The 26,677-nt window shown below is 73.1% G+C and carries 15 protein-coding genes; 3 read left to right on the top strand and 12 right to left on the bottom strand.

Annotation, left to right across the window (positions count from 1 at the left end; genetic code table 11):
- Positions 1-108 precede the first annotated feature (108 nt).
- The 5 genes from nudC to ACH4NX_RS12225 all read right to left on the bottom strand — a co-directional run bounded on the left by nudC (position 109) and on the right by ACH4NX_RS12225 (position 10,612).
- Positions 109-1,053 (bottom strand): NAD(+) diphosphatase, encoded by a 945-nt coding sequence (nudC, locus tag ACH4NX_RS12245; protein ID WP_351390610.1) that lies wholly within the window; start codon positions 1,051-1,053, stop codon positions 109-111.
- A gap of 161 nt (positions 1,054-1,214) precedes the next feature.
- Positions 1,215-2,627 (bottom strand): dipeptidase, encoded by a 1,413-nt coding sequence (locus tag ACH4NX_RS12240; RefSeq protein WP_398127829.1) that lies wholly within the window; start codon positions 2,625-2,627, stop codon positions 1,215-1,217.
- Between the two features lie 10 nt (positions 2,628-2,637).
- Entirely contained in the window at positions 2,638-6,189 is a 3,552-nt protein-coding gene (locus tag ACH4NX_RS12235) for a UvrD-helicase domain-containing protein (protein ID WP_398127830.1), read from the bottom strand.
- Positions 6,190-6,311: 122 nt separating this feature from the next.
- A complete protein-coding gene (locus ACH4NX_RS12230; protein WP_398127831.1) occupies positions 6,312-9,959 on the bottom strand; it encodes a UvrD-helicase domain-containing protein in 3,648 nt (1,215 codons plus the stop codon).
- A 266-nt stretch (positions 9,960-10,225) separates the two neighbouring features.
- Entirely contained in the window at positions 10,226-10,612 is a 387-nt protein-coding gene (locus tag ACH4NX_RS12225; RefSeq protein WP_351390622.1) for an MGMT family protein, read from the bottom strand.
- 185 nt (positions 10,613-10,797) lie between these two features.
- Here ACH4NX_RS12225 and ACH4NX_RS12220 point away from each other — a divergent pair, with 185 nt between their 5' ends.
- The 3 genes from ACH4NX_RS12220 (at position 10,798) to ACH4NX_RS12210 (ending at position 17,091) form a co-directional block, all read left to right on the top strand.
- Complete coding sequence (locus tag ACH4NX_RS12220) at positions 10,798-13,566, top strand: YbhN family protein (protein ID WP_398127832.1); 2,769 nt, start codon at positions 10,798-10,800, stop codon at positions 13,564-13,566.
- 256 nt (positions 13,567-13,822) lie between these two features.
- Complete coding sequence (locus ACH4NX_RS12215) at positions 13,823-15,385, top strand: alpha/beta hydrolase (protein ID WP_398127833.1); 1,563 nt, start codon at positions 13,823-13,825, stop codon at positions 15,383-15,385.
- A gap of 152 nt (positions 15,386-15,537) precedes the next feature.
- Positions 15,538-17,091: an alpha/beta hydrolase gene (locus tag ACH4NX_RS12210; protein ID WP_398127834.1), complete on the top strand. Its 1,554-nt coding sequence runs from the start codon at positions 15,538-15,540 to the stop codon at positions 17,089-17,091.
- Between the two features lie 71 nt (positions 17,092-17,162).
- On the opposite strand, the gene moeZ is transcribed toward ACH4NX_RS12210, so the two are convergent.
- From moeZ to ACH4NX_RS12175, 7 genes are all read right to left on the bottom strand, one after another.
- Entirely contained in the window at positions 17,163-18,341 is a 1,179-nt protein-coding gene (gene moeZ, locus ACH4NX_RS12205; RefSeq protein WP_351390632.1) for an adenylyltransferase/sulfurtransferase MoeZ, read from the bottom strand.
- 63 nt (positions 18,342-18,404) lie between these two features.
- Positions 18,405-19,154 (bottom strand): spherulation-specific family 4 protein, encoded by a 750-nt coding sequence (locus ACH4NX_RS12200; protein WP_398127835.1) that lies wholly within the window; start codon positions 19,152-19,154, stop codon positions 18,405-18,407.
- Positions 19,142-20,200 carry an NAD-dependent epimerase/dehydratase family protein gene (locus tag ACH4NX_RS12195; RefSeq protein WP_351390637.1) on the bottom strand — a complete coding sequence of 353 codons (1,059 nt, stop codon included), beginning with the start codon at positions 20,198-20,200 and terminating at the stop codon, positions 19,142-19,144. Before ACH4NX_RS12195 ends, ACH4NX_RS12200 begins: the two co-directional genes overlap by 13 nt.
- Positions 20,201-20,299: 99 nt before the next feature.
- Complete coding sequence (locus ACH4NX_RS12190; RefSeq protein WP_398127836.1) at positions 20,300-21,793, bottom strand: hypothetical protein; 1,494 nt, start codon at positions 21,791-21,793, stop codon at positions 20,300-20,302.
- Positions 21,790-23,502, bottom strand: coding sequence for a DUF3492 domain-containing protein (locus ACH4NX_RS12185; protein WP_351390642.1), 1,713 nt, complete (start codon positions 23,500-23,502; stop codon positions 21,790-21,792). Before ACH4NX_RS12185 ends, ACH4NX_RS12190 begins: the two co-directional genes overlap by 4 nt.
- Before the next feature lie 214 nt (positions 23,503-23,716).
- Positions 23,717-25,387 carry a DUF3152 domain-containing protein gene (locus ACH4NX_RS12180; RefSeq protein ID WP_398127837.1) on the bottom strand — a complete coding sequence of 557 codons (1,671 nt, stop codon included), beginning with the start codon at positions 25,385-25,387 and terminating at the stop codon, positions 23,717-23,719.
- An 8-nt stretch (positions 25,388-25,395) separates the two neighbouring features.
- Entirely contained in the window at positions 25,396-26,418 is a 1,023-nt protein-coding gene (locus ACH4NX_RS12175; protein WP_398127838.1) for an alpha/beta fold hydrolase, read from the bottom strand.
- Between the last annotated feature and the right edge of the window lie 259 nt (positions 26,419-26,677).

Genomic DNA, 26,677 nt, shown 5'->3' with positions numbered 1-26,677 from the left:
GGTTCTCCTGCGGCTGGGGGGTGCGCCCCCCGCCCCGCGGCGCTGGTTGTTTTTGGGGGGCGCCCCCCCCCCCGCGGCCCCCCCCCACCCCTCAACAGCGTCCGAGCGTCAGAAGGAGCCGCGCGTCGGCAGGGGCTTGCCGTACCAGAGCTCGATGAGGCGGGCCGCGATCGAGATGCCGTAGGGCGGGAGCACCTCGCCGGACTCGAAGGCGGCGCCCAGTTCGTCGCGGGAGAACCAGCGGGCCTCGTGGATCTCGTCGCCGTCGACGTCGATGTCGGTCGAGGTGGCGCGGGCCATGAAGCCCAGCATGAGGCTGGACGGGAACGGCCAGGGCTGGCTGGCGACGTACTCGACGGAGCCGATGGTGATGCCGGCTTCCTCGTGGACCTCGCGGCGGACCGACTGTTCGATGGACTCGCCGGGCTCCACGAAACCGGCGAGCGTCGAGAAGCGCCCCTCGGGCCAGTGGACCTGGCGGCCGAGCAGGATGCGGTCCTCCCCGTCGGTGACCGCCATGATCACCGCGGGGTCGGTGCGCGGGTAGTGCTCGGCGCCGCAGGCGGGGCACCGGCGGATGTGGCCGGCCGCGGCGATGACGGTGCGCTCGCCGCAGCGGGAGCAGAACCGGTGCAGGCGCTGCCAGTTCTCCAGGGCGACCGCGTGGGCCAGCAGGCCCGCGTCGCGGGGCGACAGGAGCAGGCCGGCCTCACGCAGGCCCGCCGGGCGGGCGGACTGGTCCATGCGGCCGGGCAGGGAGTCCTTCTGGAGGGCGAAGTAGCTCACGCCGTCCTCGTCGGTGCCCAGGAAGTACCGGTGGGCCTCGGTGAGCGGGGCCTCGAAGGACGGGGTCATGACGAGTTCGGTGCGCCCGTCGGACGTCTCGTCGATGAGGACCTGACCGCCGGAGACCACGAAGCAGCGCGTCGAGGGGTGGCTCCACGCCGCCGCGAGCCAGGCCTCGTCGAGGCGGTGGTGGGCGGCACGGTCGATGCCGCTCGGTGCGGTGAGCGAGATGGGACGGTCGGCTGTGTGGTCGGTCCAGGTGGTCACGGGTGCTTCCAACTCCCCCGGTGAGCGGTTCGGTGCGGCAGGCGGTTCAGCGGGTCGTACGGCGGGTGGCGACCGGGTCCGGGAGGGCTCGGCGGTGCGGGGCGGCCTTTCCAGTGTGCCGCGTGCACGATGCCGGTCCGGACCGGGACCGTGCGGGGCGTTCAGGGCGCGTGGCGCCAGTGTTCCGCCAGGTCGCCCCACAGGTGGGCGGAGGTTTCGACGCCCTTGAGGAGCAGGTCCAGTTCGACCTTCTCGTCGGGGGCGTGCCAGCCGTCGGACGGGACGGAGATACCGAGGAAGAGCACCGGTGTGCCGAGGACCTCCTGGAGGTCGGCGGCCGGTCCGGAGCCGCCCTCGCGGGTGAAGCGGACCGGTTTCCCGAAGGCCCGGCCCATGGCGCGGACCACGGACCGCAGCGCCGGGTGGTCCAGCGGCGTCAGGCACGGGCGCGTGGCTCCGCTGAAGGTGATCTCGCAGCGGATCCCGGCGGGCATCTGCTCGGCGGCCCAGGCGCGGACGGCCTTCTCGACGTGGCCGGGGTCCTGTCCGGCCACCAGCCGGAAGGAGAGCTTCACCATGGCGGACGACGGGATGATCGTCTTGCTGCCCGGGCCCTGGTAGCCGCCGCCGATGCCGTTGACCTCGGCGGTGGGGCGGGCCCAGACGCGCTCCAGAGTGGTGAGTCCGGCTTCGCCGTGGGGTGCGTACGACTTGGCCGTACGCAGCCACTGCCGCTCGTCGAAGGGCAGTTCGGCGAAGAGGGCGCGCTCGCGGTCGGTGAGTTCGATCACGCCGTCGTAGAAGCCCGGGATCGCCACGCGCGCGTGCTCGTCGTGCAGGGCGGCGACGAGGCGGGCGACGGCGGTGGCCGGGTTGGGGACCGCGCCGCCGAAGGAGCCCGAGTGGATGTCCTGGTCGGGTCCGTGCAGCCGGATCTCGCACTCGGCGAGACCGCGCATGCCGGTGCAGACGGTGGGGGTGTCCTCGGACCACATACCGGTGTCGGAGACGACCACCGCGTCGGCGGCGAGCCGCTCGGCGCGCTCCTCCACCAGGGCGCGGAAGTGCGGGGAGCCGGATTCCTCCTCGCCCTCGATCAGCAGCTTGAGGTTCACCGCGGGGGCGGTGCGGCCGGTGGCGGCGAGGTGGGCGCGGACGCCGAGTGTGTGGAAGAACACCTGCCCCTTGTCGTCGGCCGCACCGCGCGCGTAGAGGCGGTTCTCGCGGACGACGGGTTCGAAGGGGTCACTGCTCCAGCCGTCCTCGCGGGCGGCGGGCTGCACGTCATGGTGGCCGTAGACGAGGACCGTCGGCGCTTCCGGGTCGCCGGAGGGCCACTCCGCGTAGACGGCGGGGGCGCCCGCGGTCGGCCAGACCTCGGCCGTCGGGAAACCGGTCTCCTTCAGCTTGGCTGCGAGCCAGTCGGCGCTGCGGCGCACATCGGTCGCGTGGTCGGGCTGGGCCGACACGGACGGGATGCGCAGCCATTCGACGAGGTCGTCGAGGAAGGCGGCGCGGTGCTGCTCGATGTACGTACGGACAGCGCTGACAGCATTGTCAACGGGGTGGCTCATGCTCACGAGCCTATCGGCCCGCACGGGCACCCTGATCGTGCGGTTCGTCACCGACCGGCTCGGCCAGCAGCAGTCTCTCCAGCGCGGGGCGGTCCGGCAGCCCTTCGGGCCGTACGACCTCGCCGGTGCGTACGTACAGGAAGGCGGCTGCCACCGACTCCAGCGGTACGTGCTGCTGCTCGGCCCAGGCGAGACGGTAGAGCGCGAGCTGGAGCGGGTCGGCGGTGCCGGATCGGTTCGTCTTCCAGTCGACGATCTCGTACGTCGCCGTCTTCCCCTCGCCCTTCTTGTAGACGGCGTCGATGCGGCCGCGTACGACACGGCCGGCGAGCGAGAGCTGGACGGGGGCCTCGACCCGGTACGGGGTGCGCCGGGCGTACTCGGTGCGTTCGAAGGCGTCCTTGAGGAGCTCCAGATCGCGTTCGTCGGCGATCTCGGCCTCACTTCCTGGAAGCTCCTCCGGTTCGAGCAGGGGCAGCGTCAGTGGCTCGAAACGGGCCTCGACCCAGGCGTGGAAACGGGTGCCCCGGCGTGCGGCGGGCTGGGGCGGGCGGGGCATGGGCCGGGCCAGCTCCTGCGCGAAGCCGTCCGGGTCGGCGGCCAGGCTCAGCAACTGGGTGGCGGTCAGCGACGCCGGCAGACGCACCTCGGTGACGCTCTGGCGGGCGCGCAGGAGCTCCCCGGTGAGGGCGTCGAGGTCGCGGTCCCAGGAGGCGACGGTGCGGGCCTCCTCCGGGGTGAGACGGGCGGGGTTGGCCTGCCCGGACCGTGGTTCCTCGTAGTGAGGCCGGGGCAGGTCGGTGCCGCCGGGCTGTCCCGGGGGCATCGACTGGTGCGGGATGGTGGGGCTGCTGTCCGGCGGGGCGGTGGGGTCCGGCAGGGCGGTTGGCCGGCCCTCTGCCCAGGAGTCCCAGTCGGCCGGGTCTTCGTCCGTCCAGCCGGGGTCGCCGAGGTCCTCTTCCTCCCCGAGCGCCTCGTCGTCCTCAGGGGGCGGCGGCCAGTCCGGGTCGTCGTAGGTGTCCGGGTCGTGCTCGGCGGCGGGGTGGCCGGCCTCGTGGGAGGCGAGGCTGTCCAGGTGGGCGAGGACCGTCTCGGCGGCGGCCCGGCGTCGGGCGAGTGCCTCGTCGTCCAGAGGCAGGGGCCAGGCCTGCTCGGCGGTCGCCCGGTGCAGGGCAGGGTTCTCCTCGTCCTCGGCGGGTTCGTCCGCCCAGGCCTCGATCTCGCCGTAGCCGGCGGCGCAGTGTTCGTGGAGTGCCGTGAGGAAGTCGGACGGTCCGCGGGGTTTCTTCTGGCTGGGCCCCCACCAGTGGCCGGAGCCCAGCAGCAGGGACCGGGGGCGGGTGAAGGCGACGTAGCCGAGGCGGAGTTCCTCGGTGTGCTGGTGATCCTTCATGGACTCGTGGAAGGCCTTGAGGCCCCGCGAGTCCCAGGACCCGACGTCGGGCAGGGTGGCCGCGTCACCGCGCAGGCCGTGCGGCAGCACCTTGCCCTGGGCGGTCCACTTCTCACGGCCCTGCCCGCTGGGGAAGGTGCCGGTGACCAGGCCGGGTACGGCGACGACGTCCCACTCCAGGCCCTTGGCCTTGTGCGCGGTGAGCACCTTGACGGTGTTCTCGCCGCCGGGCAGGGCGTTGTCGAGGCCCTTCTCGTACTGGGCGGCGGTGCGCAGGAAGCCGAGGAAGGCGAGCAGGGTGGCCTCGCCGTCGCTCGCGGCGAAGGAGGCGGCGACGTCCAGGAAGTTCGACAGGGTCTCGCGGCGGCGGGCTGCCAGGGCGTGCGGGGAAGCCGACAGCTCGACCTCCAGACCGGTGACCGCGAGGACCCGGTGCAGGACGTCCATGAGCGGGTCGGCCAGGGCTCGCCGGAGGTCGCGCAGTTCGGTGGCCAGCCGTGCGAACCGCACGCGCGCGTCCGGCGAGAAGGGCAGCCCGTCGTCGTCCCCGGTACCGTCCAGCGGCGTCTCCAGGAAGGTGTCGAGGGCGTCCGCGAGCGATACCACCTCGGACGGGTCGACGCCCTCGACGGCCTCGGCGAGCCGCCGGTCGGGATCGTCGTCGCCGTCCACGCGCGCGTGGCTCACCAGGTACCGGGCGCGGCGGCCGAGGAGGGCGAGGTCGCGCGGGCCGATGCGCCAGCGCGGGCCGGTGAGCAGGCGGACCAGGGAGGCGTTGGCGCCGGGGTCCTGGAGGACCTCGCAGACGGCGACCAGGTCGGCCACCTCGGGCAGGTGCAGCAGTCCGGAAAGGCCCACCACCTCCACGGGGACGTCGCGGGCCACCAGCGCACCCTGGATCTCGCCGAAGTCGGTCGCGGTGCGGCACAGGACGGCGATCTCACCGGGCGCCTTGCCGGTGCGCACGAGGTGCGCGACGGAGTCGGCGATCCAGTCGATCTCCTCGGCGTGGGTGCGCAGCAGGGCGCAGCGGACCATGCCGTCGCGTTCGGCGCCGGGGGCGGGACGCAGGGCCTCCACGCCCGCGTGCATGGCGCGCAGCGGGTCGGCGAGGCCGTTGGCAAGGTCGAGGAGGCGGCCGCCGCTGCGGCGGTTCTCGCTGAGCGCCTGCCGGGTGGCGGAGCGGCCGTCCGCGTGCGCGAAGTGCTCCGGGAAGTCGTCGAGGTTGGCGACGGAGGCTCCGCGCCAGCCGTAGATGGCCTGGCAGGGGTCGCCCACGGCGGTCACGGGGTGGCCGGTTCCACCGCCGAACAGGCCCGTCAGGAGGATGCGCTGCGCCACCGAGGTGTCCTGGTACTCGTCGAGCAGCACCACCCGGAACTCGTCGCGCAGGACACGGCCCACCTCCGGGAGCCCGGCGAGCTGTGCGGACAGGGCGATCTGGTCGCCGAAGTCGAGCAGGTCGCGTGAGCGCTTGGCGGCCCGGTAGCGGATCACCAGGTCGGCGAGGGAGCGGCGCGCGGTGGCGGCCTCGGGGACCTTGCGCAGATCGGCGTTGGTGAGCTTGACGCTCCGCAGCGAGTCCAGGAGGCCGGCGTCCCAGGTGCGCAGTTCCTCGGGTTGTACGAGGTGCTCGGCGAGCTCCGCGTCGAGGGCGAGGAGGTCGCTGACCAGGTCGGCGAAGGAGCGGGTGAGCGCCGGGTAGGGGCCGGGGGCCTCGCGCAGCACGCGCGCGGCGAGCTGGTAGCGGGTGGCGTCGGCGAGCAGACGGGAGGTCGGTTCCAGGCCGAGGCGCAGGCCGTGGTCGGTCAGGAGACGGCCCGCGAAGGCGTGGTACGTGGAGATCACCGGTTCGCCCGGCGGGTTGTCCGGGTCGATCACGTCCGGGTCGGTGACGCCGGCCCTGATCAGCGCCTTGCGGACGCGTTCGGCGAGCTCTCCGGCCGCCTTGTTGGTGAAGGTGAGACCCAGGACCTGTTCCGGGGCGACCTGGCCGGTGCCGACCAGCCACACCACGCGCGCGGCCATCACCGTCGTCTTGCCCGACCCGGCTCCGGCCACGATCACCTGCGGGGCGGGCGGCGCCATGATGCAGGCCGTCTGCTCCGGGGTGAAGGGGATGCCGAGGAGCTCCTTGAGCTGCTCGGGATCGGTGAGATGGGCGGGCACGTCTCAGAGGCTAGCGGCGGGCACTGACAGCGGGCGCCGGATCGCCTTCGGAGTGGAGGAAGGCGCAGGTCAGCGCCGGTGGTGCGTCTCATCACACCGGGCGGCCCGTTCGCCTTGGCCGGTCACTCCACGACGTGCCGGCCCTCGGGCCGCGCGCTGCACGACGCGCGGAAGGCGCAGTGGGTGCAGTGCTGGCCGGCGGTCGGCGTGAACCGTTCGTCGAGGACCTTGCCGGCGGCCGTGGCGAGCAGGTCCCCGACCCACTCGCCCGCAGACCCTTCCAGGGAGTCCTGTGCCTGCACCTTGGGGAGGGCCTCGCCGCCGTCCCGCTTGGGCGCGCCCTGGCGCAGCTGGACGAGTTCCGCGCCGCCCGGTTCTGGGCGGGCGCCGTCGAAGGCGTCGTCGACGGCGCCCTCGCGGACGGCGAGCTGGTAGACGGCGAGCTGGGGGTGACGGGCCACCTCGGCGGAGGTGGGCGCCTGTTTGCCGGTCTTGAAGTCGACGACGTAGGCGCGGCCCTCGCCGTCGGTCTCGACCCGGTCCATCTGGCCACGGACGCGTACCTCGTAGTCGCCCGCGCCCAGGGTCACGTCGAAGTCGTGCTCGCTGGCCACCGGTCTGCGTCCGGCGCGGTCCATGACGTGCCACTCCAGGAAGCGTTCGAGCGCCACGCGCGCGTTGGCCTTCTCCTGCGCCGACTTCCACGGGGCGTCGAAGGCGAGCGCGTTCCACACGGATTCCAGGCGCTCCATGAGGACGGCGAGGTCGGCCGGGGTGTGCCCGGAGGCGACCTCGTCGGCGAGGACGTGCACCACGTTGCCGAAGCCCTGGGCGGCGGTCGCGGGCGCGTCGGCCTTCACCTCGCGGCCGAGGAACCACTGCAGGGCGCAGGTGTTGGCCAGCTGGTCCAGGGCGCTGCCGGAGAGCGCGACGGGCTGGTCGCGGTCACGCAGAGGCACCTTGCTCTCGGTCGAGTCCCACATGCCCCACCACCGGTAGGGATGGGCGGACGGCACCAGGGGGCGGCCGTCCTCGTCGGCGAGTGCGGCGAGGCGGGCCAGGCGACGGGCGGCGGCCTCTCTCAGCGGTTCGGAGACGCGGGGATCGACCGTGGTGGAGCGCAGCTCGGCGACGAGCGCCGAGACGGCCAGCGGGCGACGCGGGCGCCCCGTGACGTCGGCGGGTTCGACGCCGAGTTCGGTCAGGAACCGGGAGGGCTGGTCGCCGTCGTCGGCCGGCGCCTTCACGGCGGTCACGACCAGCCGTTCCCGCGCGCGCGTGGCGGCCACGTAGAACAGGCGGCGTTCCTCGGCGAGCAGCGCGCCGGGCGTGAGCGGTTCGGCGAGTCCGTCGCGGCCGATCCGGTCGGCCTCCAACAGGGAGCCGCGGCGGCGCAGGTCCGGCCACAGCCCCTCCTGGACGCCCGCGACGACGACCAGCCGCCACTCCAGCCCCTTGGAGCGGTGGGCGGTCATCAGGCGGACGGCGTCGGGGCGTACGGCACGCCGTGTGAGGGTGTCGGCGGCGATGTCCTCGGCGTCGATCTCCTCCAGGAAGTTCAGGGCGCCCCGGCCGCCGGTGCGCTCCTCCGCGCGGGCGGCCGTCGCGAAAAGCGCGCACACGGCGTCGAGGTCGCGGTCGGCGTTGCGGCCGGCCGCGCCGCCGCGCCGGGCGGAGCGTTCCAGACGGGTGGGCCACGGCGTGCCCTCCCACAGGTCCCACAGCGCCTCCTCGGCGCTGCCGCCGCCCGCCAGGCGCTCGCGCGCCTTGCGGAGCAGTGCGCCGAGCCGCTGGGCACCACGCGCGTACGAGGGGTCGTGCACCGCCAGCCGCTCCGGCTCGGCCAGTGCCCGTGCGAGCAGTTCGTCCGAGGGCGGCGGCAGCGGGTCGCCCGCGGCGCGTTCCTCCTCGCGCAGGGCACGGCCGAGGCGGCGCAGGTCGGCGGCGTCCATGCCGGCGAGCGGGGAGCTGAGCAGGGTGAGGGCGGTCTCGGTTGGGAGCCAGCACGGATGGTTCTCCGCGCGGTCGGCGCGTTCACCGGGCGCGGACTTCACCGACGTATCGCCGGCCGCCCCGCCCTCCGTCTCCGGAAGGTCGCCAAGGCCCGTTCCGGGCCGGCCCGCCGGCTCCGCGCCGTCGCCAGGACCCGCCGCAGGCCGGCCCGCCGGCTCCACACCGTCGCCAGGACCCGCCGCAGGCCGGCCCGCCGGCTCCACACCGTCGCCAGAACCCGCCACGAGCCGCCCCTCCGACTCCACACCGTCGCCAGAACCCGCCACGAGCCGCCCCTCCGACTCCACACCGTCGCCAGAACCCGCCACGAGCCGCCCCTCCGACTCCACAACAGCGCCGGGGCCCGCCCCGGGCCGTTCCCCCGCCTCCGCCTCCGCCACCGCTCGCAGTGCCGTCAGCAAGGGCGCCACCGCCGGCTCGTGGCGCAGGGGAAGGTCGTCGCCGTCGATGTCCAGGGGGACGCCGGCCGCGGTGAGGGCACGGCGGGCCGTGGGGATGCCGCGTGAACCGGCGCGCACCAGGACGGCCATGTCTCCCCAGGGGACGCCGTCCTCCAGGTGGGCCCTGCGCAGGATGTCGGCGATGTTGTCCAGCTCCGTGCCGGACGTCGGGTACGTGAACACCTCGACGCGCCCCCCGTCCCGCACCGATGCGAGCTCGCGGTGAGCACGCACCTTGTCGGCCGGGAGCCGGGTCAGCGGCATGCGCTGGGTCACCAGCCGGGTCGCGGCCAGCAGGGCGCTCCCGGACCGGCGAGAGGTCCGCAGCACCTCGACCGGCGCCGGGCGGCCGTCCGCGCGCGGGAAGGCGGTGGGGAAGTCGAGGATGCCGTTCACGTCCGCGCCCCGGAAAGCGTAGATCGACTGGTCGGGGTCACCGAAGGCGACAAGGCTGCGCCCGCCCCCGGCCAGGGCCTGCAGCAGCCGTACCTGGGCCGGGTCGGTGTCCTGGTACTCGTCGACGTAGACCGCGTCGTACTGGGCGGCCAGATGCGCGGCGACCTCGGGACGGTGGGCGAGGAGCACCGCGCGGTGGACGAGTTCCGCGTAGTCGAGCACTCCCTGGAGGTCGAGCACGTCGAGGTACTCGGCGAGGAAGACGGCGGCGGCCCGCCAGTCGGGGCGGCCGATGCGACGGGCGAAGGCGCCCAGGGCGTCCGGGCCGAGGCCCAGTTCCCGGCTGCGTGCGAGGACCGCGCGGACCTCGTCGGCGAAGCCACGGGTGGTCAGACAGGCGCGCAGCTCGTCGGGCCAGCGCACATGGGCCAGGCCGAGCCGCTCCAGGTCGACCTGCCCGGCGAGCAGCTCGCGTACGGTCACGTCCTGCTCCGGGCCGGACAGCAGCCGCAGGGGTTCGACGAACAGTTCGCTGTCCTGGTGGGCGCGGACCAAGGCGTAACCGAAGGAGTGAAAGGTCGTCGCCCTGGGAGCGCGGGTGGCTCCCATGCGCAGCGCCATCCGGTCGCGCAGTTCGAGGGCCGCCTTGCGGCTGAAGGTCAGCACCAGGATCCGCTCGGGGTCCCCGCCCCGGGCGATCCGGTCCGCCACGGACTCGACGAGCGTGGTCGTCTTGCCGGTGCCCGGGCCCGCGAGAACGAGCAGCGGTCCGGTCCCGTGGTCAACCACGGCGCGTTGTGCGGCGTCCAGACGAGGGGGATCCATTCGCTCCGGCGGGGTACGCACCAGTCGGTAAGCGCCACGGCTCCCCCGTCGCGCCTGGGGGTGCGTCGGGTGTCTGGTGGAGGAGAAGGAGCTCACGTGGTTCGCCGGTCCTGGTGGGTGTGCTGGTGGGCCGTCCGCGCTGCGGGCACGGCGGGGGGCGCGGGGTGACGGGGGCACGTGCGGCCGACGCTACGCCGACGAATGAGGCGGAAGCAGGGCTTCCTCTTCTTCCCCCGGGTCACACGTGGCGCCGGTGTCCCCCGCCCCACGAACGTACGTCATGCCACGGACGTGCCCGAAGTGTCCCTTTTCCCTCGTACGGAGCACAGGTCACACGTCGGTCGGCCCGATGGCGGAAGCTGTCAGGTGTGATCCTGCGCGCGTTCGCCGCCGTCCCACCGCGCCCGCTTCAGGTCGAGGCGCGGCAGGTGGCCCTCCGCGGCTCTGCTCGCCTCCTTCAAGGGCGTGCCCTCCTCCCGGTAGCGGTCGAGCGCCTCCAGTTCCTGGCCGGCGAGGAGAGCCCCGTCCGCGCGGACGACACGCCACCACGGAACGCCTCCCCCGTAGAGGGACATCACCCGTCCGACCTGGCGGGGTCCCCCCTCGCCCAGGTACTCGGCGATGTCCCCGTACGTCATGACTCGGCCCGGCGGAATCAGTTCGGTCACGTCGAGGACCCGCTCGGCGTACTCCGGCAGCGCGTCCGCGTGCTCCGGGCGCGCGTCGTCCGGAAAGCTCTGCTCGCTCATCCGACCCATCCTGCCCCACCCCACCGACAACGCGACGCGCTCCCGGGGGTGCGCGTGCCTCGCCCGGAAGCGCCGCTTCGGGCAGACTGTGCGGCCCGCACAGGCACCCTGATGCCTGCCGATGCCGACGCGGCATGCCACCATCGTGCGGGCGGTGACCAGTGATACGAGAGCAAGAAGAGGCGATGAAGCAGCAGGGTGCGCACCCCGAGGACGCCGAAGGCACCTCTGACTCCTCGGCGCGCCCGGACACCGCGGACGGAAACGGCGAGAAGGCCGCCCGACGGTCGGCCGCGGGCAGGACGGCGACCGCCGCCGACCCCGACGACGTCGCGCACATCGACGAGGTGGAGGGCGACGAACCGCTGCTCCCCGCGCGCGTGCACCGTCCGTCCGACCTGATGCGACTCCTGGTGGGCGTGCTCGCCGTCGCCGTCCTGCTCGCCATCGCCGCCTTCGCGCACGGCACCACCTCGGGCCTCGAACAGGACATCAACAAGGGCACCGGACAGGCGCCCGATCTTCTGATCAAGATCGCGGGGCTGGCCTCCAGCATCGCGATCCTCCTGGTGCCGGTCGCGTTCGCGATCGAGCGGCTGATCAAACGGGACGGCCTGCGGATCGCCGACGGCGTGCTGGCGGCGGTCCTGGCGCACGGGGTGACCCTCGCCACCGACCTGTGGGTCGCCAAGGCCGCTCCCGGCTCCATCCAGGAGGCGCTCACCCAGCCGTCGCCGGGCGACATCCACGCCCTCACCGACCCCGTGCACGGCTATCTGGCGCCGGTCATCGCCTACATGACGGCCGTCGGCATGTCCCGCAGGCCCCGCTGGCGCGCGGTGCTGTGGATCGTGCTGCTCCTCGACGCCTTCTCGATGCTCGTCACCGGCTACACGACACCGTTCTCGATCATCCTGACGGTCCTCATCGGCTGGTCCGTGGCCTACGGAACGCTGTACGCGGTCGGCTCCCCCAACGTCCGCCCCACCGGGCGGACACTGATGGCGGGTCTGCGGCACGTCGGGTTCCGTCCGGTGACCGCCGCCCGCGAGGAGGCGCCGTCGGACACCGCGGAGACCGGGGACCGCGGTCGCCGCTACTTCGTCACGCTGGAGGACGGCCGGCCGCTGGACGTGACGGTGGTGGACCGGGAGCAGCAGGCGCAGGGCTTCTTCTACCGCGCGTGGCGCAATCTGACGCTGCGCGGCTTCGCCACCCGCAGCAGTCTCCCGTCACTGCGGCAGGCCCTGGAGCAGGAGGCGCTGCTCGCCTACGCCGCGATCGGAGCCGGCGCCAACGCCCCCAAGCTGATCGCGACGTCCGAGCTGGGTCCCGACGCCGTGATGCTCGTCTACGAGCACACCGGCGGGCGCACTCTCGACTCACTGCCGGACGAGGAGATCACCGACGACCTGCTGCGCGGCACCTGGGAGCAGGTACAGGCCCTGCAGTCCCGGCGCATCGCGCACCGCAGGCTGGTGGGCGACGCGATCCTGGTGGATCGTTCCGGCACGGTGATCCTCACCGACCTGCGCATCGGCGAGATCGCCGCCGGTGACCTGCTGCTGCGCATGGACATCTCCCAGCTCCTGGTGACGCTGGGCCTGCGGGTGGGCGCCGAACGCGCGGTCGCCTCGGCGGTGGGGGTGCTCGGCCCCGACGCCGTGGCGGACTGCCTGCCGATGCTCCAGCCCATCGCGCTCAGCCGCTCCACGCGCGCGACGCTGCGCAAGCTGGCCCGGGAACGCGCCGAGCGCGAGCGGGAGGCGGTCCTGGAGTCGTCCCGGCAGGCCAAGCTGGCCCGCTCGGAGGCGGCCGCCGGTGACGACACGAGCCCCGCACCCGAGGCAACCGACAAGCCCGACAAGCCCGACAAGAAGGCCGTACGCGCCGAGCAGCGGGCGGAGAAACGGGCCGTGGACGAGGCGTTGGAGGAGGCGCGCGAGGAGGACCTGCTCACGCAGATCCGGCACGCGGTGCTGCGGATCCGACCGCAGGCCCCCGTCGAGCCGGCCCGCCTGGAGCGAGTGCGACCGCGCACGCTGATCAGCTTCATCGCGGGTGCGATCGGCGCCTACTTCCTGCTGACGCAGCTCACCCACATCGAGTTCGGGCCACTGATCTCGAACGCCCAGTGGGGCTGGGTGGCCGCGGCGGTGCTGTTCTCGGCGGCGAGTTATGTCGCGGCGGCGATGGCCCTGCTGGGGTTCGTGCCCGAGAAGGTACCGTTCCCGCGCACCGTGGCCGCGCAGGTCGCCGGGTCGTTCGTGAAGATCGTCGCCCCCGCGGCGGTCGGCGGCGTCGCGCTGAACACCCGCTTCCTGCAGCGCGCGGGAGTACGACCGGGGCTCGCGGTGGCGAGTGTCGGCGCGTCGCAGCTGTTCGGGCTCGGCTGTCACATCCTGATGCTGCTGTCCTTCGGCTATCTGACCGGCACCGAGAAGACACCGTCGCTGTCGCCGTCCCGGACGGTCATCGCGGGTCTGCTGACGGTGGCGGTGCTCGTGCTCGTGGTGACGTCGGTGCCGTTCCTGCGGAAGTTCGTCGTCACGCGCGTGCGGTCGCTTTTCGCCGGCGTCGTGCCGCGCATGCTGGACGTGCTGCAACGGCCGCAGAAGCTGGTCACCGGCATCGGCGGCATGCTGCTGCTCACCGCGTGCTTCGTGATGTGCCTGGACGCCTCGATCCGCGCCTTCGGCGACGAGTCGACGTCGATCAGCCTGGCGAGCGTCGCGGTCGTCTTCCTCGCCGGCAACGCGCTGGGATCCGCCGCGCCGACACCGGGCGGTGTGGGAGCGGTGGAGGCGACCCTGACGGTCGGCCTGATCGCCGTCGGCCTGCCCAAGGAGGTCGCCGCCCCCGCGGTGCTGCTGTACCGGCTGCTCACGCTGTGGCTGCCGGTGCTGCCGGGTTGGCTGGTCTTCAACCACCTGACGCGGAAGGAAGCGCTGTAACGGCGTCGTAGGACGAGAATCAGCCTCGTACACCGAGGTTGATCCGTAGGCGTCGCCTCGCGCGCGTTGGTCTGCACTCGTCGTCTGACGCGCGTTAGTCGTACTCGTCGCACGCGCGTGGGTCCGTACGCGCCGCCTTACGCGCGTGGGTCCGTACGCGCCGCCTCTCGCGCGTACGTCCCGGCGGCTGCCCGCCCGGTACCTCGTACGGCCCCTGCCCCGAGCGCACGGCCCTGTGCGCCCGCACGATGGACCCATGCCGAACCCCTCCCGGCTGCGCGCCGCCGCCCTGACCGCTGCCACCGCCGTAGCCATGGCCGCTGTGCTGACCGGCTGCAGCGACGACTCCGGGGGCGACAGGGGCGGCGACGAGGACCTCACGGCCCAGAAGCTCGGCTGGAAGGACTGCCCGGCACCGTCCGAGGCCGAAGGCGGCGGACCAGCCCCGTCGCCGCTGCCGGACGGCGACGAGTGGCAGTGCGCCACCATGAAGGTGCCGCTCGACTGGGACGACCCCGAGGGCGACACGATCGACCTGGCGCTGATCCGGGCCGAGGCCAGTGGGGAGGCGGACCGGCGGATCGGCTCACTCCTCTTCAACTTCGGGGGCCCCGGCGGATCGGGCGTCACCACGCTGCCCGCCTTCGGCCAGGACTACGCGGAACTGCGCACCCGCTACGACCTGGTCAGCTTCGACCCGCGCGGCGTCGGCCGCAGCGCCCCCGTGGAATGCCTGGACGACAAGCAGCTCGACACCTACTTCCAGCAGGACGCCACCCCCGACGACGCGGCCGAGCGCACCGAGTTGCTGGACAACACCGAGGAGTTCAACGCGGCCTGCGAGAAGAACTCGAAGAAGATCCTGCCGCACGTGCACACCACCGACGCGGCCCGCGACATGGACCTGATGCGCCAGGTACTGGGCGACGACAGGCTGCACTACTTCGGCGTCTCCTACGGCACCGAACTCGGCGGCGTCTACGCCCACCTGTTCCCCGAGAAGGTGGGCCGGGCCGTCTTCGACGCGGTCGTCGACCCGACGCAGACGCCGGAGGAGAGCTCGCTCGCACAGGCGAAGGGTTTCCAGCTCGCGCTCGACAACTTCGCCGAGGACTGTGTGTCGAAGGCCGAGGACTGCCCCGTCGGAGACAGCGCCCAGAACGTCAAGGACCGTATCGCGGGACTCCTGAAAGACCTCGACCGCACGCCGATCCCCGGCGTCTTCCCTCGCGAACTGACCCAGACCGCCGCGACCGGCGGCATCGCGCAGTCGCTGTACTCGAAGGACTTCTGGGAATACCTCACCGAAGGCCTGGAGCAGGCGTACGACGGTGACGGCAGGGTCCTCATGGTGCTGTCGGACGCGCTGAACGGGCGTAGCGAGAACGGCGAGTACAGCAACATCACCGCGGCCAACGTCGCCATCAACTGCGCCGACGACAAGCCGCGGTACGACCCCGCCTACGTGGAGCGCAAGCTGCCGGGGTTCCGGAACGCGTCCGCGCTGTTCGGGGACTACCTCGCCTGGTCCATGCTCAGCTGCACCGACTGGCCGGTATCCGGCGCCGCCGACCATCCCGACGTCAGCGCCCCGGGCGCCCCGCCGATCCTGGTGATCGGCAACACCGGCGACCCGGCGACGCCCTACGAGGGCGCGGGGAGGATGGCGGCCGAGCTGGGGAAGGGTGTCGGCGTGGAGCTGACCTACAAGGGCCAGGGCCACGGTGCCTACGACAGCAAGAACGAATGCGTGCGGGACGCGGTGCACGGCTACCTGCTGGACGGGAAGGTACCGGCAGCCGGAACCGTCTGTTCCTGACCCGCCCCGCCCTCTCCCGCAACCCCAAAACTCGATCGAACCCGCAGGTCAGAGCGTTATCCACAGGGCTCAGCGGGCTTCACGTGATCCGCCTACCATGGCATGACCGCCTTCCGCCGCACGGCGCGGACGGCTTGCGAGGGGGAGAGCACATGGCGCGTCTCGTACGGTGGACGGCTCTGACGGCCGCCGCCGCACTGCTGACCACGGCGGGCTGCAGCAGCGGCTCGTCCGGTGAGGACAAGGACGACGGGGGAACAGGGGGGACGAGCAGCGCGCGGCCGTCGGCGGCGGCGCCCTCCGGGGTGCACGAGTCGCTGGCCTCCCAGACGCTCGACTGGGACCGCTGCAAGGGCACCGCCGACTCCCCCGCCCCGGACGGCGACTGGCAGTGCGCCACGCTCGAGGCGCCGCTGGACTGGGCCGAGCCTGGCGGCGAGACGATCGGCCTCTCGCTGATCCGCGCCAAGGCCACCGGCGACGAGCGCCTCGGCTCCCTGCTGTTCAACTTCGGCGGCCCCGGCGGCTCGGGCGTCTCCATGATGCCCTCCTACGCCGGCACCGTCTCGTCCCTGCACGAGCGGTACGACCTGGTGAGCTGGGACCCGCGCGGAGTGGCCGCCAGCGAGGGCATCCGCTGCCGCGGTGACGAGGCGATCGAGGACGCCGAGTCGGTGGACTCCACACCGGACACCACGACCGAGGAGCAGGCGTATCTGAAGGACGCCGCGGACTTCGGCAAGGGCTGCGAGAGGGCCGCCGGAAAGCTGATGGCGCACGTCTCGACCACGGACACCGCCCGCGACATGGACCTGATGCGGCATGTGCTCGGCGACGAGAAGATGCACTACTTCGGCATCTCCTACGGCACCGAACTCGGCGGCGTCTACGCCCACCTGTTCCCCGAGCACGTGGGGCGGGTGGTCCTCGACGCGGTCGTGGACCCTGGCGCCGACACGATGGGCCACGCCGAGAACCAGGCCAGGGGCTTCCAGCGAGCGTTGGACGACTACCTGAAATCCACCGGCAAGGACCCGGAACAGGGATCGCGGGAGATCGCCGGCCTGCTGGAGCGGCTCGACGCGGAGCCCCTGCCGACGTCGTCGCCCGGGCGGAAGCTGACGCAGACGCTGGCGCTCACCGGCATCGTGCTGCCGCTCTACGGCAAGGACGGGTGGCCGGCCCTGACCAGCGCGCTGGCGGCGGCCGAGGAGGGCGACGGATCGGAGCTGCTGGCGCTCGCCGACGGCTACAACGAGCGTGATCCCTCGGGGCGCTACGGCACGACGACCCACTCCCAACGGGTCATATCGTGCCTGGACGACAAGCAGCGGCCGACCCTGGAGGAGACGAAGAAGCTGCTGCCGAGGTTCGAGAAGGTATCGCCCGTGTTCGGCACCTTCCTCGGCTGGGACACGGCCGGGTGGTGCCACGACTGGCCGGTGGCCGGTCAGCACCAGACCCCGGAGGTGAGCGCTCCCGGCGCGGCTCCGATCCTGGTGGTCGGCAACACCGGCGACCCGGCCACGCCCTACGAAGGTGCCCGCAGGATGGCGGACGAGCTGGGCAAGGACGTCGGTGTGGTCCTCACCTGGAAGGGCGAGGGGCACGGGGCGTACGGGAGCGGGAGCGACTGTGTCGACTCCGCGGTGGACGCCTATCTGCTGAAGGGGACGGTGCCCGAGGACGGCAAGGTCTGCTCATGACGGCGGCGGGGGCTTCGGGCACCTGCGGTGCGCGAAACCCCCGCCGTCCGGGAAGCGGGACCGAGGCCCGGTCAGTAGACGGGCTTCTCCGGCTCGATCTGGTTGACCCAGCCGATCACGCCGCCGCCGACGTGCACGGCGTCCGCGAAGCCCGCGGACTTGAGGACCGCCAGCACTTCCGCACTGCGGACACCCGTCTTGCAGTTCAAGACGATCTTCTTGTTCTGCGGGAGGCTCTCCAGCGCCGAGCCCATGAGGAACTCGTTCTTCGGGATCAGCCGGGCGCCCGGAATGGAGACGATCTCGAACTCGTTCGGCTCGCGGACGTCGATGAGCTCGATGCTCTCGCCGTCGTCGATCCACTCCTTGAGCTGCTTGGGAGTGATCGTGGAGTCGGCCGCCGCCGCCTGGGCCTCCTCGGACACGACGCCGCAGAAGGCCTCGTAGTCGATGAGCTCGGTGACGGTCGGGTTCTCGCCGCAGACCGCGCAGTCGGGGTCCTTGCGGACCTTGACCTGGCGGTACTGCATCTCCAGGGCGTCGTAGATCATCAGACGGCCGACCAGCGGCTCTCCGATGCCCGCGAGGAGCTTGATGGCCTCGTTGGTCTGGATGGAGCCGATGGACGCGCACAGCACACCCAGGACGCCGCCCTCGGCGCAGGAGGGGACCATGCCGGGGGGCGGGGGCTCCGGGTAGAGGCAGCGGTAGCAGGGACCGTGCTCGGACCAGAAGACGGAGGCCTGGCCGTCGAAGCGGTAGATCGAGCCCCAGACGTAGGGCTTGTTCAGCAGCACGCAGGCGTCGTTGACCAGGTAGCGGGTCGCGAAGTTGTCCGTGCCGTCGACGATCAGGTCGTACTGGCTGAAGATGTCCATCACGTTGTCGGCCTCGAGCCGCTCCTGGTGAAGGACCACGTCCACGTACGGGTTGATGCCCTTGATGGTGTCGCGGGCGGACTCTGCCTTGGAGCGGCCGATGTCGGCCTGGCTGTGGATGACCTGCCGCTGCAGGTTCGACTCGTCGACCTCGTCGAACTCCACGATGCCGAGCGTGCCGACACCGGCCGCCGCCATGTACATCAGGGCCGGCGAGCCGAGGCCGCCCGCGCCCACGGCGAGCACCTTCGCGTTCTTCAGCCGCTTCTGCCCGTCCATCCCCACGTCGGGGATGATCAGGTGGCGGGAGTACCTGCGGACCTCGTCTACGGTGAGCTCGGGGGCCGGCTCGACCAGGGGTGGCAGCGACACGGGGACTCCGTTGGTCGGTCAGTGGTTACGGTTGTTCTGCTCGTAACACTGCCACGGCCTTTTTCATTCCGAGACACCCGTCCCGACTCGCGAGACAATCTCGTCCCAGTAGCCGGGCATCGTCTCCCAGGGGTCGACTCGGCCACCCCGGTCCGTCCGGTCGGTGAAATAGATCGTCCCGGCGCCCTGCCAGCGGGCGATGCGCAGCGCCTCCTCCAGATGCCCGCGGGGGACGCCGTGGACGAAGTGGCAGAAGCGCTCGGGCGGATGGTCGGCGCTCCACTCGGCCGCCTGGGACCAGCGGTAGTCGCTCCAGGGTCCCGAGAAGGTGACGAGTTGGTCGGCGTTCTCGGCATAGCCGGGGTGGGGGTGGGTGCCGTGACCGAGGACGATGTGGGCGTCGTCACGGATCACGCGGAGGGTGGTGACGGTGCGGCGGACCTCGGGAAGGTCCGCGCGTTCGGACGGGCAGCGGCCGAGGACGAAGCCGTCGACCCGGTACCAGTCGAGGTACCGGTGTGCGTCGGAGATCAGTGCGCCGAAGCTCCGTGCCCCGTAGGAGGCGTCGAGGTGGCCGAGGACGCGGACGCCCGCGTTGCGCAGGTGCCCGGCGGCCTCCAGGCAGCGCGGGTCGGGATGGGCGCCGGGGCCGTCGGAGACGTTGAGGACGACCCAGTGCAGGGGTGTGCCCGGGCAGGTGAGGCCGGCCCACTCGCCGGGGGCGACGAGGGGGTGGGCGAGCCCCGGGACACCGATACCGGTGCGGACGTCGGTGCTCGCGGTGCCCTCTGTGATGCCGGTCAGATACGGCATGCCGCCTCCATCCAGATATCGGCGAGGGACTCTTCGAGGGCGATCCGGGGCCGCCAGCCGAGCCGGTCGCGCGCGGTGCGCACATCGGCCTGCTGCCAGCTGCCGCAGCCGTCCGGGTAGGGGTAGGCGGCCGGGGGCGCGTGCTCGACGTCGGCGCGGTCGCCGCGGTGCCCGAGGGGGTCCGGGCGGTGGTGGCCGAGGCCGTCGGTGCGGTGGTGGCCGAGGGTGTCGACGCGGTGGCCGACGGATTCGGTCCGGGGGTGGCCGATGGTGGGCCGCAGCGCGCCGGGCGGTCCGTCGAGTTCGTGCAGGGCGCCTCCGTAGCCGGCCACGCGGGCGAGGGTGGCGGCGGCGTCGCGAAGGCGCACGGCGCGGCCGGAGCCGATGTTGATGACGCCCTGTGCCGCGGAGAGCGAGGCGGCGTGGACGGCGCGGGCGACGTCGCGGACGTCGATGAAGTCGCGCTGGGCGCCTAAGCCGCCGAGCCGGAGTTCGCCGTCGCCGGACTGCATCGCGCGGCGCATGGCCTCGGCGAGGCGGCCGAGCGGTGAGCCGGCGGGGGTGCCTGGGCCGGCGGGCGAGAAGACGCGGAGGACGACGGCGTCGAGGCCGGCGCCGAGGACCAGTTCGGTCGCGGCGAGTTTACTGACGCCGTAGGGACCGCCGGGGCGGGGCACGGCGTCCTCCGCTGTGGAGGAGCCGGGTTGGCTGGGGCCGTACTCCGCGCTGCAGCCGACCTGCACCAGGCGGGCGCCGCAGCCGCTGCGGCGCAGGGCCTCGCAGACGGTGGCGACGGCGACGGTGTTGTGCCGGGTGAGTTCGCGGGCGCCGCCGCGGGTGGCACCGGCGCAGTTGACGACGACGCCGGGGTGGACCGCGTCGAGGAAGCGGGTGAGGGCGCCGGGGCTGCCGGTGGCGAGGTCGAAGCGCACGTCGGCGTCGTCGCCCCGGCCGAGGGCGGTGAGCTGGACGGCCGGGTCTGCGAGGAGACGGTCGGCGACGAAGCGGCCGATGTAGCCGTTGGCTCCGATCAGCAAAACTCTCATCGGGCGGCTCCCGGTGCCGAGGCGTCGGGTCGGGAGGTGGTCATCTGGGGGCTCCTTCAGGGGGTGGGGCGGACGTGTGGGGGCTGTCCGGGGGCGCGGTCATCGCGGCCGCTCGGTCGACGCGTGGGCCGAGGCCATGGTCAGGCGGCGGGCCGCGTGGACCAGGAGGGTCAGGGCACCGATGCCGCAGGCCGCCGTCGGAACACCGGCCGGGCCGCAGGCGGCGATCACGGCCTCCACGGGAGCGGCCAGGAAGCCGCAGCCGGGGAGACGGCCGGCGAAGAGCGTGGCCAGGGCGGCCGCCTGGGCGGTGGCCGAAGCGGCGAGGACCAGGGTGGGGGCGCGGGTACAGCCATGCACGGTGAGCAGACGGGCGAGCATGAGCAGGGCACCCAGGGTGAGTGCCTGGGGGTGGGCGGCGGGCTCCGCGAGGATCGCGCCGGTCAGCGCGACCAGGGTTGTCAGGACGCCCATGAAGAGGGCGAACGTGCCCAGCAGGAGGGGGCGTGCGGAGGCGGAGAAGTCGGCCAGGCCGCGGCTGGCCGTCAGTTTGCGGCGGGCGCGCACGGCGAAGAGGTGGGCGCTTCCGGCCGCGGGCGCGCAGGCCAGGGCGAGGGCCAGCACGGGGGCGACGGTGACGGGCCACGGACCGTCGGCGGTGCCGTCGGGCAGGCCGTCCGGGCCGCCGGCGAGCGCGGCGCGGAGCAGTCCGTCGCCGAGGAGGGCGTAGCCGACGAGCCAGCAGGTCCAGACTCCGGTGGTGCGGGTCGCGGCGCTCAACGGACCCCGGCGCAAGGCCGCGCGCAGGGCCAGGGTCACCGCGAGGACGCCGACGACGGCCGCGATCAGGCGCGGTCGGCCGTCGGTGAGGCGCAGACCGGCCACGGCGGCGGCGCACAGCGTGCCGGGCAGCAGGGCGAGGAGGGTCCAGGTGGTGTGTCCCCGGGAGGCCGGCCGGTCCGTGGGGCGAGCCGGCGTGTCGGCGTCGCGCGGGACACGGGCGTACATCTCCTCCGCGAGGGAGAAGACGTCCCGGTGGCGGAAGCGTGCGGCGGTCCGGTCGGTGACGCCGTGCGCCTCCAGGCCCGCGGCGATCTCCAGAGGGTCCACGGCGCGTTCGCACAGGGCGCGGTGCCGGTGCAGCAAGGCCTTGACCGGATCCGCTGCGGCGCGGCGAGCAGCGGACGCCGGCCGATCACCGGCGACACCCGCTCCACCACGGTCGGCCGCCTTGCCGACAGTGGCCGGCTTGCCGGCGGTCACCGCTGTACCGACGGTGACCTCCTCGCCGGCGGTGACCGCTGTACCAACGGTGGCCGCTTCGTGGCCGGCGCCCCCTGCCTCATCGACCGCCTCATCGACGGTCGCCTTGCCGCCCGAGGACTCGTTCGGACGCCCGTTCCCCCCCGGAGACCGGCCTTCGCCCCAGCCGGCGCGCCTGGCGTCACCCGACCAGCGGTCCTCCCCCACCAGCCGGTCGGCAGACGCTCGCGCGTCAGGTGTTCCGGCGGTCAGAAGGTGCCGCGGGCGTTCGTCCCAGGTGCCCGGGCTGCCCGGGGTCTCGGGACGGTCCAGTTCGCCGAGGCCGCTCATCGGACCCCCTCGGTCGCGGTGACCGGGGTCGTGGCCCGGAAGGGGGCGTCCGTCGCCCAGCGGGGGCCGCCCCGAGCCACGACGCGGGTCGTGGGGTCGGCCCAGCGGCCGGGGACATGCGCCTCGGCGGGGGCGGCGAACGGCAGGGGCTCGCCGGTGTCGTCGAGGACGACGCGGCGTACGGGCGTCATCGAGAGGATCTCCAGGTAAATGCCATGAAATGCCGCGACATTCTGCTCGACGGTGAACAGCTCCAGTGCGCGGGCCCGCGCGGCGGCACCCAGGCGCGCACGGCGCTCGGGGTCCCGCAACAGGGCGACGCACGCCTCGGCGAGCGCCCGGGGATTGCGCGGGGGCACTACGAGCCCGGTGCCACCGATGGCCTCCACCACCGCGCCGACGTCCGTGGACACCGTCGCGCGACCGGAGAACATGGCCTCGACCAGGCCGACCGGAAATCCCTCGACGACGCTGGAGAGGACCACCAGGGCGCCCGAGGCATACACGTCGGCGCGGGACGGCAGTCCCGGACCGCCGGTCTCCTCGAAGGACACCGGGTTGCGGCCGACGGCGTGCGGACCGTCGGCCTCGTCGGGGAACAGCTGGGCGGCCAGGCCCTTGCAGTGGGTGAGGTAGGCCGCGTCCTCGGGGCCCGAGGGGCCACCGACGATCCTGAGGCGGGCTCCCGGCTCCTCCTTGCGGATCTCCGCGAAGGCGTGGAGCAGCGAGACCAGGTCCTTGGCGGGCTCGACGCGGCCGATCCAGACGAGAGTGTGAGGGTCGGCGCACTCCGACGTCTCCCCCGTCTCGGCGAAGGGGGCCGGGTCCATGCCCGGGTGGACGGTGCGAAGCTTGGCGCGGTCGGCCCCGCAGCGCTCCTGCCACCGGCGCGCGTGCGCGTTGCCGGGCGTGATCACGGCCGCGCGCCGGTAGGTCTCGGCGGCCAGCCGGCCGTGGAAGGCGGCCAGCAGGGACCGTATCGCGGGTGACGAGTCGGGCTCCGTGAGGTAGTGCGTCCGCAGCCGTACCCCGTACTCGGTCACCAGCAGGGGCACGTCGCAGAAGTGCCGGGCGAGCAGGCCCGGAAGCGCCGCCGCGCCCCCGGAGGCCGCGTGGCACAGGTCGACCGCGCCGAGGCCGTCGTCCTCGTACCAGTCGAGCGACAGGGGGCGCAGGGCGCGTTCGAGGCGTGCGGCGACGGCGAGCAGGTCGGGGACGCGCGCCTCATGCGCGGAGCGGTGGGCGCCGGGCGCACGACAGGCGCGTTCCAGGGCGCGTACGGCGGTCTCCGAGCGCAGCGCGCCGGGCAGTCCGCCCTCGTCGCGGGCGAGTTCGGCGAGCCCGTACAGCGCGCTGGCGAAACGGTCCGCCTCAACGGCCGACGCCTCCTTCGCGAGCGCGGACGAGTCTCCGGGGGCGGTCGTGCACAGGGCCGTGGCCAGTTCGCCGTACGACTCGGCGAAACGCCGGCGAGCGCGCCGTCCGTGGACGATCCCGTCATCGACGGCGTCCCACGGCGACGCGGTGCGTACCCGGCTGACCTGCGGCGGCAGCGGGACCCACCCCTCGGCCTCCTGGCGCTCGCCGCGGCTGAGCGCGTAGACGTCGAACTCGTGCTGTTCGAGCCCGCGCACAAGCCGGTCGCACCAGAGCCCGGCCTCACCGCTCACATACGGATACCCACCCTCCGTAAGCAGTCCGATGCGCACGCGCGCACCCCCGATCTCCCGTTTGGGGAGCCGTCGTTGGCCCGGCGGCTCGCAGCGGGACGAACGTATGCGGACAAGGCGGTGGCGCGATGGACGGTTGTCCGTCGCGCCACCAAAAGGGGTGAACGGGCGTAACTTTCTCGTGCGGGGCGCGTTCCGTCGCGCTAAGGGATCACGTCATCACCAAGCGTGACACGACGGCCATGCCTCGCGGTCAGCTGTTGGGGTAGGCCCAAGGGTTGGGGCGGCAGTCGATTCCGTCATGGTCGACGAACTTGGTCTGCTGCTGCATGACCGGGGCGAGCTCGCCGTCCTTGTCGCAGGTGACGTGGTTGAAGCCGATGCGGTGGCCGATCTCGTGGTTGATCAGCATCTGCCGGTACCCGTGGATGTCGTCGCCGTACGGTTCCGCTCCCTGCGCCCATCGGTAGGCGTTGATCATCACGCGCTCCGTGGCGGCCGAGTCGCAGGACACGTTGTCCTGGGTGGTGTCCAGGCCGGACTTGGCGCACCAGACCGCGGTGGTGCCGGGGCTGGCCAGCGTGATCACGAAGTCGGGCTTCCCGGAGTGGATGCGCTCGAAGGTGCGGGCGCCGTTGTGGGCCCAGCTCCGGTCGTCGTTGAGCGTCTTCCGCACCGCCTCGGCGAAGAGTTCTCCATCGAGGCCGAGTCCCTGTTCCACGTCCACGCGGTAGGTGTACCTCTCCCCCTCCGCCGGTCCCTTGGCGATGCCGGGGATCGCGTCGAACTTCCCCGAAGCCTCGAGTGTGGCGCTGAGCGGGTACCTCTTCTCCATCTTCTGCTCGTACGTCAGCGGCGCCGCCGTCTCCGACGAGGAGGGTGTCGGCCGTCCGTCCGCCCGCGACGCGGAGTCGTGGACGTCACGGGCCTGGTCGGTGGCGGACTGAGAGCGCGCTTCGTCCCCGTCCGCGCCGTCGGCGACCTGGCCGGCCACGACGACCGCCAGCACGGTGGTGACGGCGGCCGCGGCGATGCCGGTGAAGGTCCTGCCCTTGCCGCCCTTGACCGACGCGGGTTCGCCTGTGGGCGGCGCGTCGTCCCCGTCGGCGCCGGACGCGCCGCCACCGCCACCGCCACCGGCGATGCCGCCGCTCCCGTCCGGGGTGCTCCAGTCGGTGGCGCTCCAGTCGGTCACAGAGGCGTACGGGTCGGCGGGCCGCGGGGGAAGGGGGGTACGGCGCGGGGAAGGGACCACGAAGACGTCGCCGTCCCCGCCGAAGGCGTCCAGGTACTCCTGTCGCGGCTCGCCCGGATCCGGCTGCCGCTGCCGCGGGAAGGGCGGGCCGGGCCTCGCGGACCGACCGGGAGGCCCGGAGTGCGAGGGATGGGACGGGGGCGACGGAGGAGCGGAAGGCGAGGGTCCCCCTGCGCGCGGCCCAGCCGGAGCGCCGGGCCCGGAACCGGTCCGCCCGCTCAGCTCGCCCCAGCCGCCGCCGGGTTCACGCTGCTCGGGGTGGCCGCCACGGGCGCGCGGCACGCCGTGCGCCGGGGTGCCGTCCGCAACTCCCGGAAAACCACGGGCCGGTGTCCCGTCCGGGAACCGCGGGCCCGGGCCCGCGTTCCCTTGAGGAGCCTGAGGGGCTTGAGAAGCCTGAGAGCCACGAGGAGCTTGAGTTCCCTGAGGGTCGCCCCAGGCCCCTCCCCGAGACCCGTCCGCCCCACCCGGGGCCCCGTACGTCGCGCCACGGGGCGTCGCGCCACGGGGCGTCGCGCCGGGCGTTCCACTCGCCGGTGGTACCTGCTCCCCCGCCGGAGGACCGGGCGCCCGGCGGCGGCCCAGCAGGCCGTGCCGGTCCTCCCGCGCCGCGGCGGTGTCCGCGGCGTCGGCCTTGGGGGCGGGTCCGCGGCGGCTGTGGCGTCCCACGTCGCGCCTCAGCCTCCTGTGGTCTGGTTGGCGGGCTCGTCGTCGACGGCCTCTTCGGTTCTCTCGTCGGCCACCGGTTCCCCGGTGTCCGCGAGGAGTTCACGGAACGCCGTGGCCACGGTCTCCGGATATTCCATCATCGCCACGTGTCCCGCGTCCGGCAGGGTCAGCAGCCGGGAGTCACGGAAGGCACGGGCGGCCCGCTGGGCCATGCGGTATCCGACGAGTTGGTCGCGTCCACCGTAGACCAGCAGCGTCGGTGCGAGAACCCGTTCGGCCTGTCGCCACAGCCCGTGCTGGCCGCCCAGCGTGTAAGCGTCGACGATTCCGCGCGCGGAGCGGGCCATCGCGTCCCAGAAGTACGGCAGTCGCAGCCGCCGCTCCATCTCCTCCACGGCGTTGCGGAAGCCTTCCGGTGAGACGCTGCCCGGGTCGCCGTAGCAGAGCGCCGTCACGCCGCGGACCCGCTGCTCCGCGGTCCACTCCCGGGTGAGCCGGGTGAACAGCGACACCACCCCCGGCAACGCCAGCAGGCCTGTCGGCACGGCGCTGCGCTGCACGCGGATCTCCGGCAGCGCGGGCGACACGAGGGTCAGCGTCCGCACCAGGTCGGGCCGGGCCGCGGCCACGCGGGTGACGACGGCGCCGCCGAGCGAGTTGCCGAAGAGGTGCACGGGGCCGCGCCCGGCCGCGTCGAGGTGGCGGACGACCGCGCGCGCGTGACCGGTGATCGAGTAGTCGCCATCGTCCGGTGGCGGGGAGTCGCCGAAGCCCGGCAGGTCGACGGCCTCACTTGCGACGAGGCCGTCCAGCAGCGGCATCAGCGCCGACCAGTTCTGCGAGGAGCCGCCGAGGCCGTGGACGTAGAGCGCGGGCGGCAGGCCCTTTCTGGCCGGTGGCCTCGAACGCACCGTCAGGGTGACGCCGGGCAGGTGTACCGACCTGAGTCGTTCGCCGTCCGCGACCTTGACGGCCGCGACCTTCGGCAGCACGTTGGCGGGCGGCACGGACGGCGGATCGGTCGAAGGCATGCGGCAATGTTACGAGATGATCACGCAGTGGTTCATGTGTTCGCCGTCACAAGCGCCGGTACGGTGCGTCGGCAGCCGGGTAGGGAGCCGACAGCGCAGGGGCAGAACACAGGCGCGGAACACAGAGGGCAGAGCACAGGGGCGCAGCACAGGCGCAGCCACGGGGCGCGGCGCACGGGGTGGCGGCACCCAGGGGACAGCGCACGGGCGGGGCGGGCGGGGCGGGCCGACGCATGGCGTCCGGATCGGGTGTCTCCTA

The sequence above is a fragment of the Streptomyces sp. NPDC017225 genome, assembly GCF_044331465.1.
In the GTDB taxonomy this organism is placed as follows: Bacteria; Actinomycetota; Actinomycetes; order Streptomycetales; family Streptomycetaceae; genus Streptomyces.
Note: the sequence above shows the minus strand (reverse complement) of the source record. Positions and strands in the feature narration are given on the sequence as shown.

What these genes read in the sequence shown, in the direction of transcription:
- ACH4NX_RS12240 (WP_398127829.1), bottom strand. Translation starts at nt 2,627, where the DNA reads ATGAGCCACCCCGTTGACAATGCTGTCAGCGCTGTCCGTACGTACATC.
- ACH4NX_RS12225 (WP_351390622.1), bottom strand. Translation starts at nt 10,612, where the DNA reads ATGAGCGAGCAGAGCTTTCCGGACGACGCGCGCCCGGAGCACGCGGAC.
- ACH4NX_RS12220 (WP_398127832.1), top strand. Translation starts at nt 10,798, where the DNA reads ATGAAGCAGCAGGGTGCGCACCCCGAGGACGCCGAAGGCACCTCTGAC.
- ACH4NX_RS12215 (WP_398127833.1), top strand. Translation starts at nt 13,823, where the DNA reads ATGCCGAACCCCTCCCGGCTGCGCGCCGCCGCCCTGACCGCTGCCACC.
- ACH4NX_RS12210 (WP_398127834.1), top strand. Translation starts at nt 15,538, where the DNA reads ATGGCGCGTCTCGTACGGTGGACGGCTCTGACGGCCGCCGCCGCACTG.
- ACH4NX_RS12200 (WP_398127835.1), bottom strand. Translation starts at nt 19,154, where the DNA reads ATGCCGTATCTGACCGGCATCACAGAGGGCACCGCGAGCACCGACGTC.
- ACH4NX_RS12195 (WP_351390637.1), bottom strand. Translation starts at nt 20,200, where the DNA reads ATGAGAGTTTTGCTGATCGGAGCCAACGGCTACATCGGCCGCTTCGTC.
- ACH4NX_RS12190 (WP_398127836.1), bottom strand. Translation starts at nt 21,793, where the DNA reads ATGAGCGGCCTCGGCGAACTGGACCGTCCCGAGACCCCGGGCAGCCCG.
- ACH4NX_RS12175 (WP_398127838.1), bottom strand. Translation starts at nt 26,418, where the DNA reads ATGCCTTCGACCGATCCGCCGTCCGTGCCGCCCGCCAACGTGCTGCCG.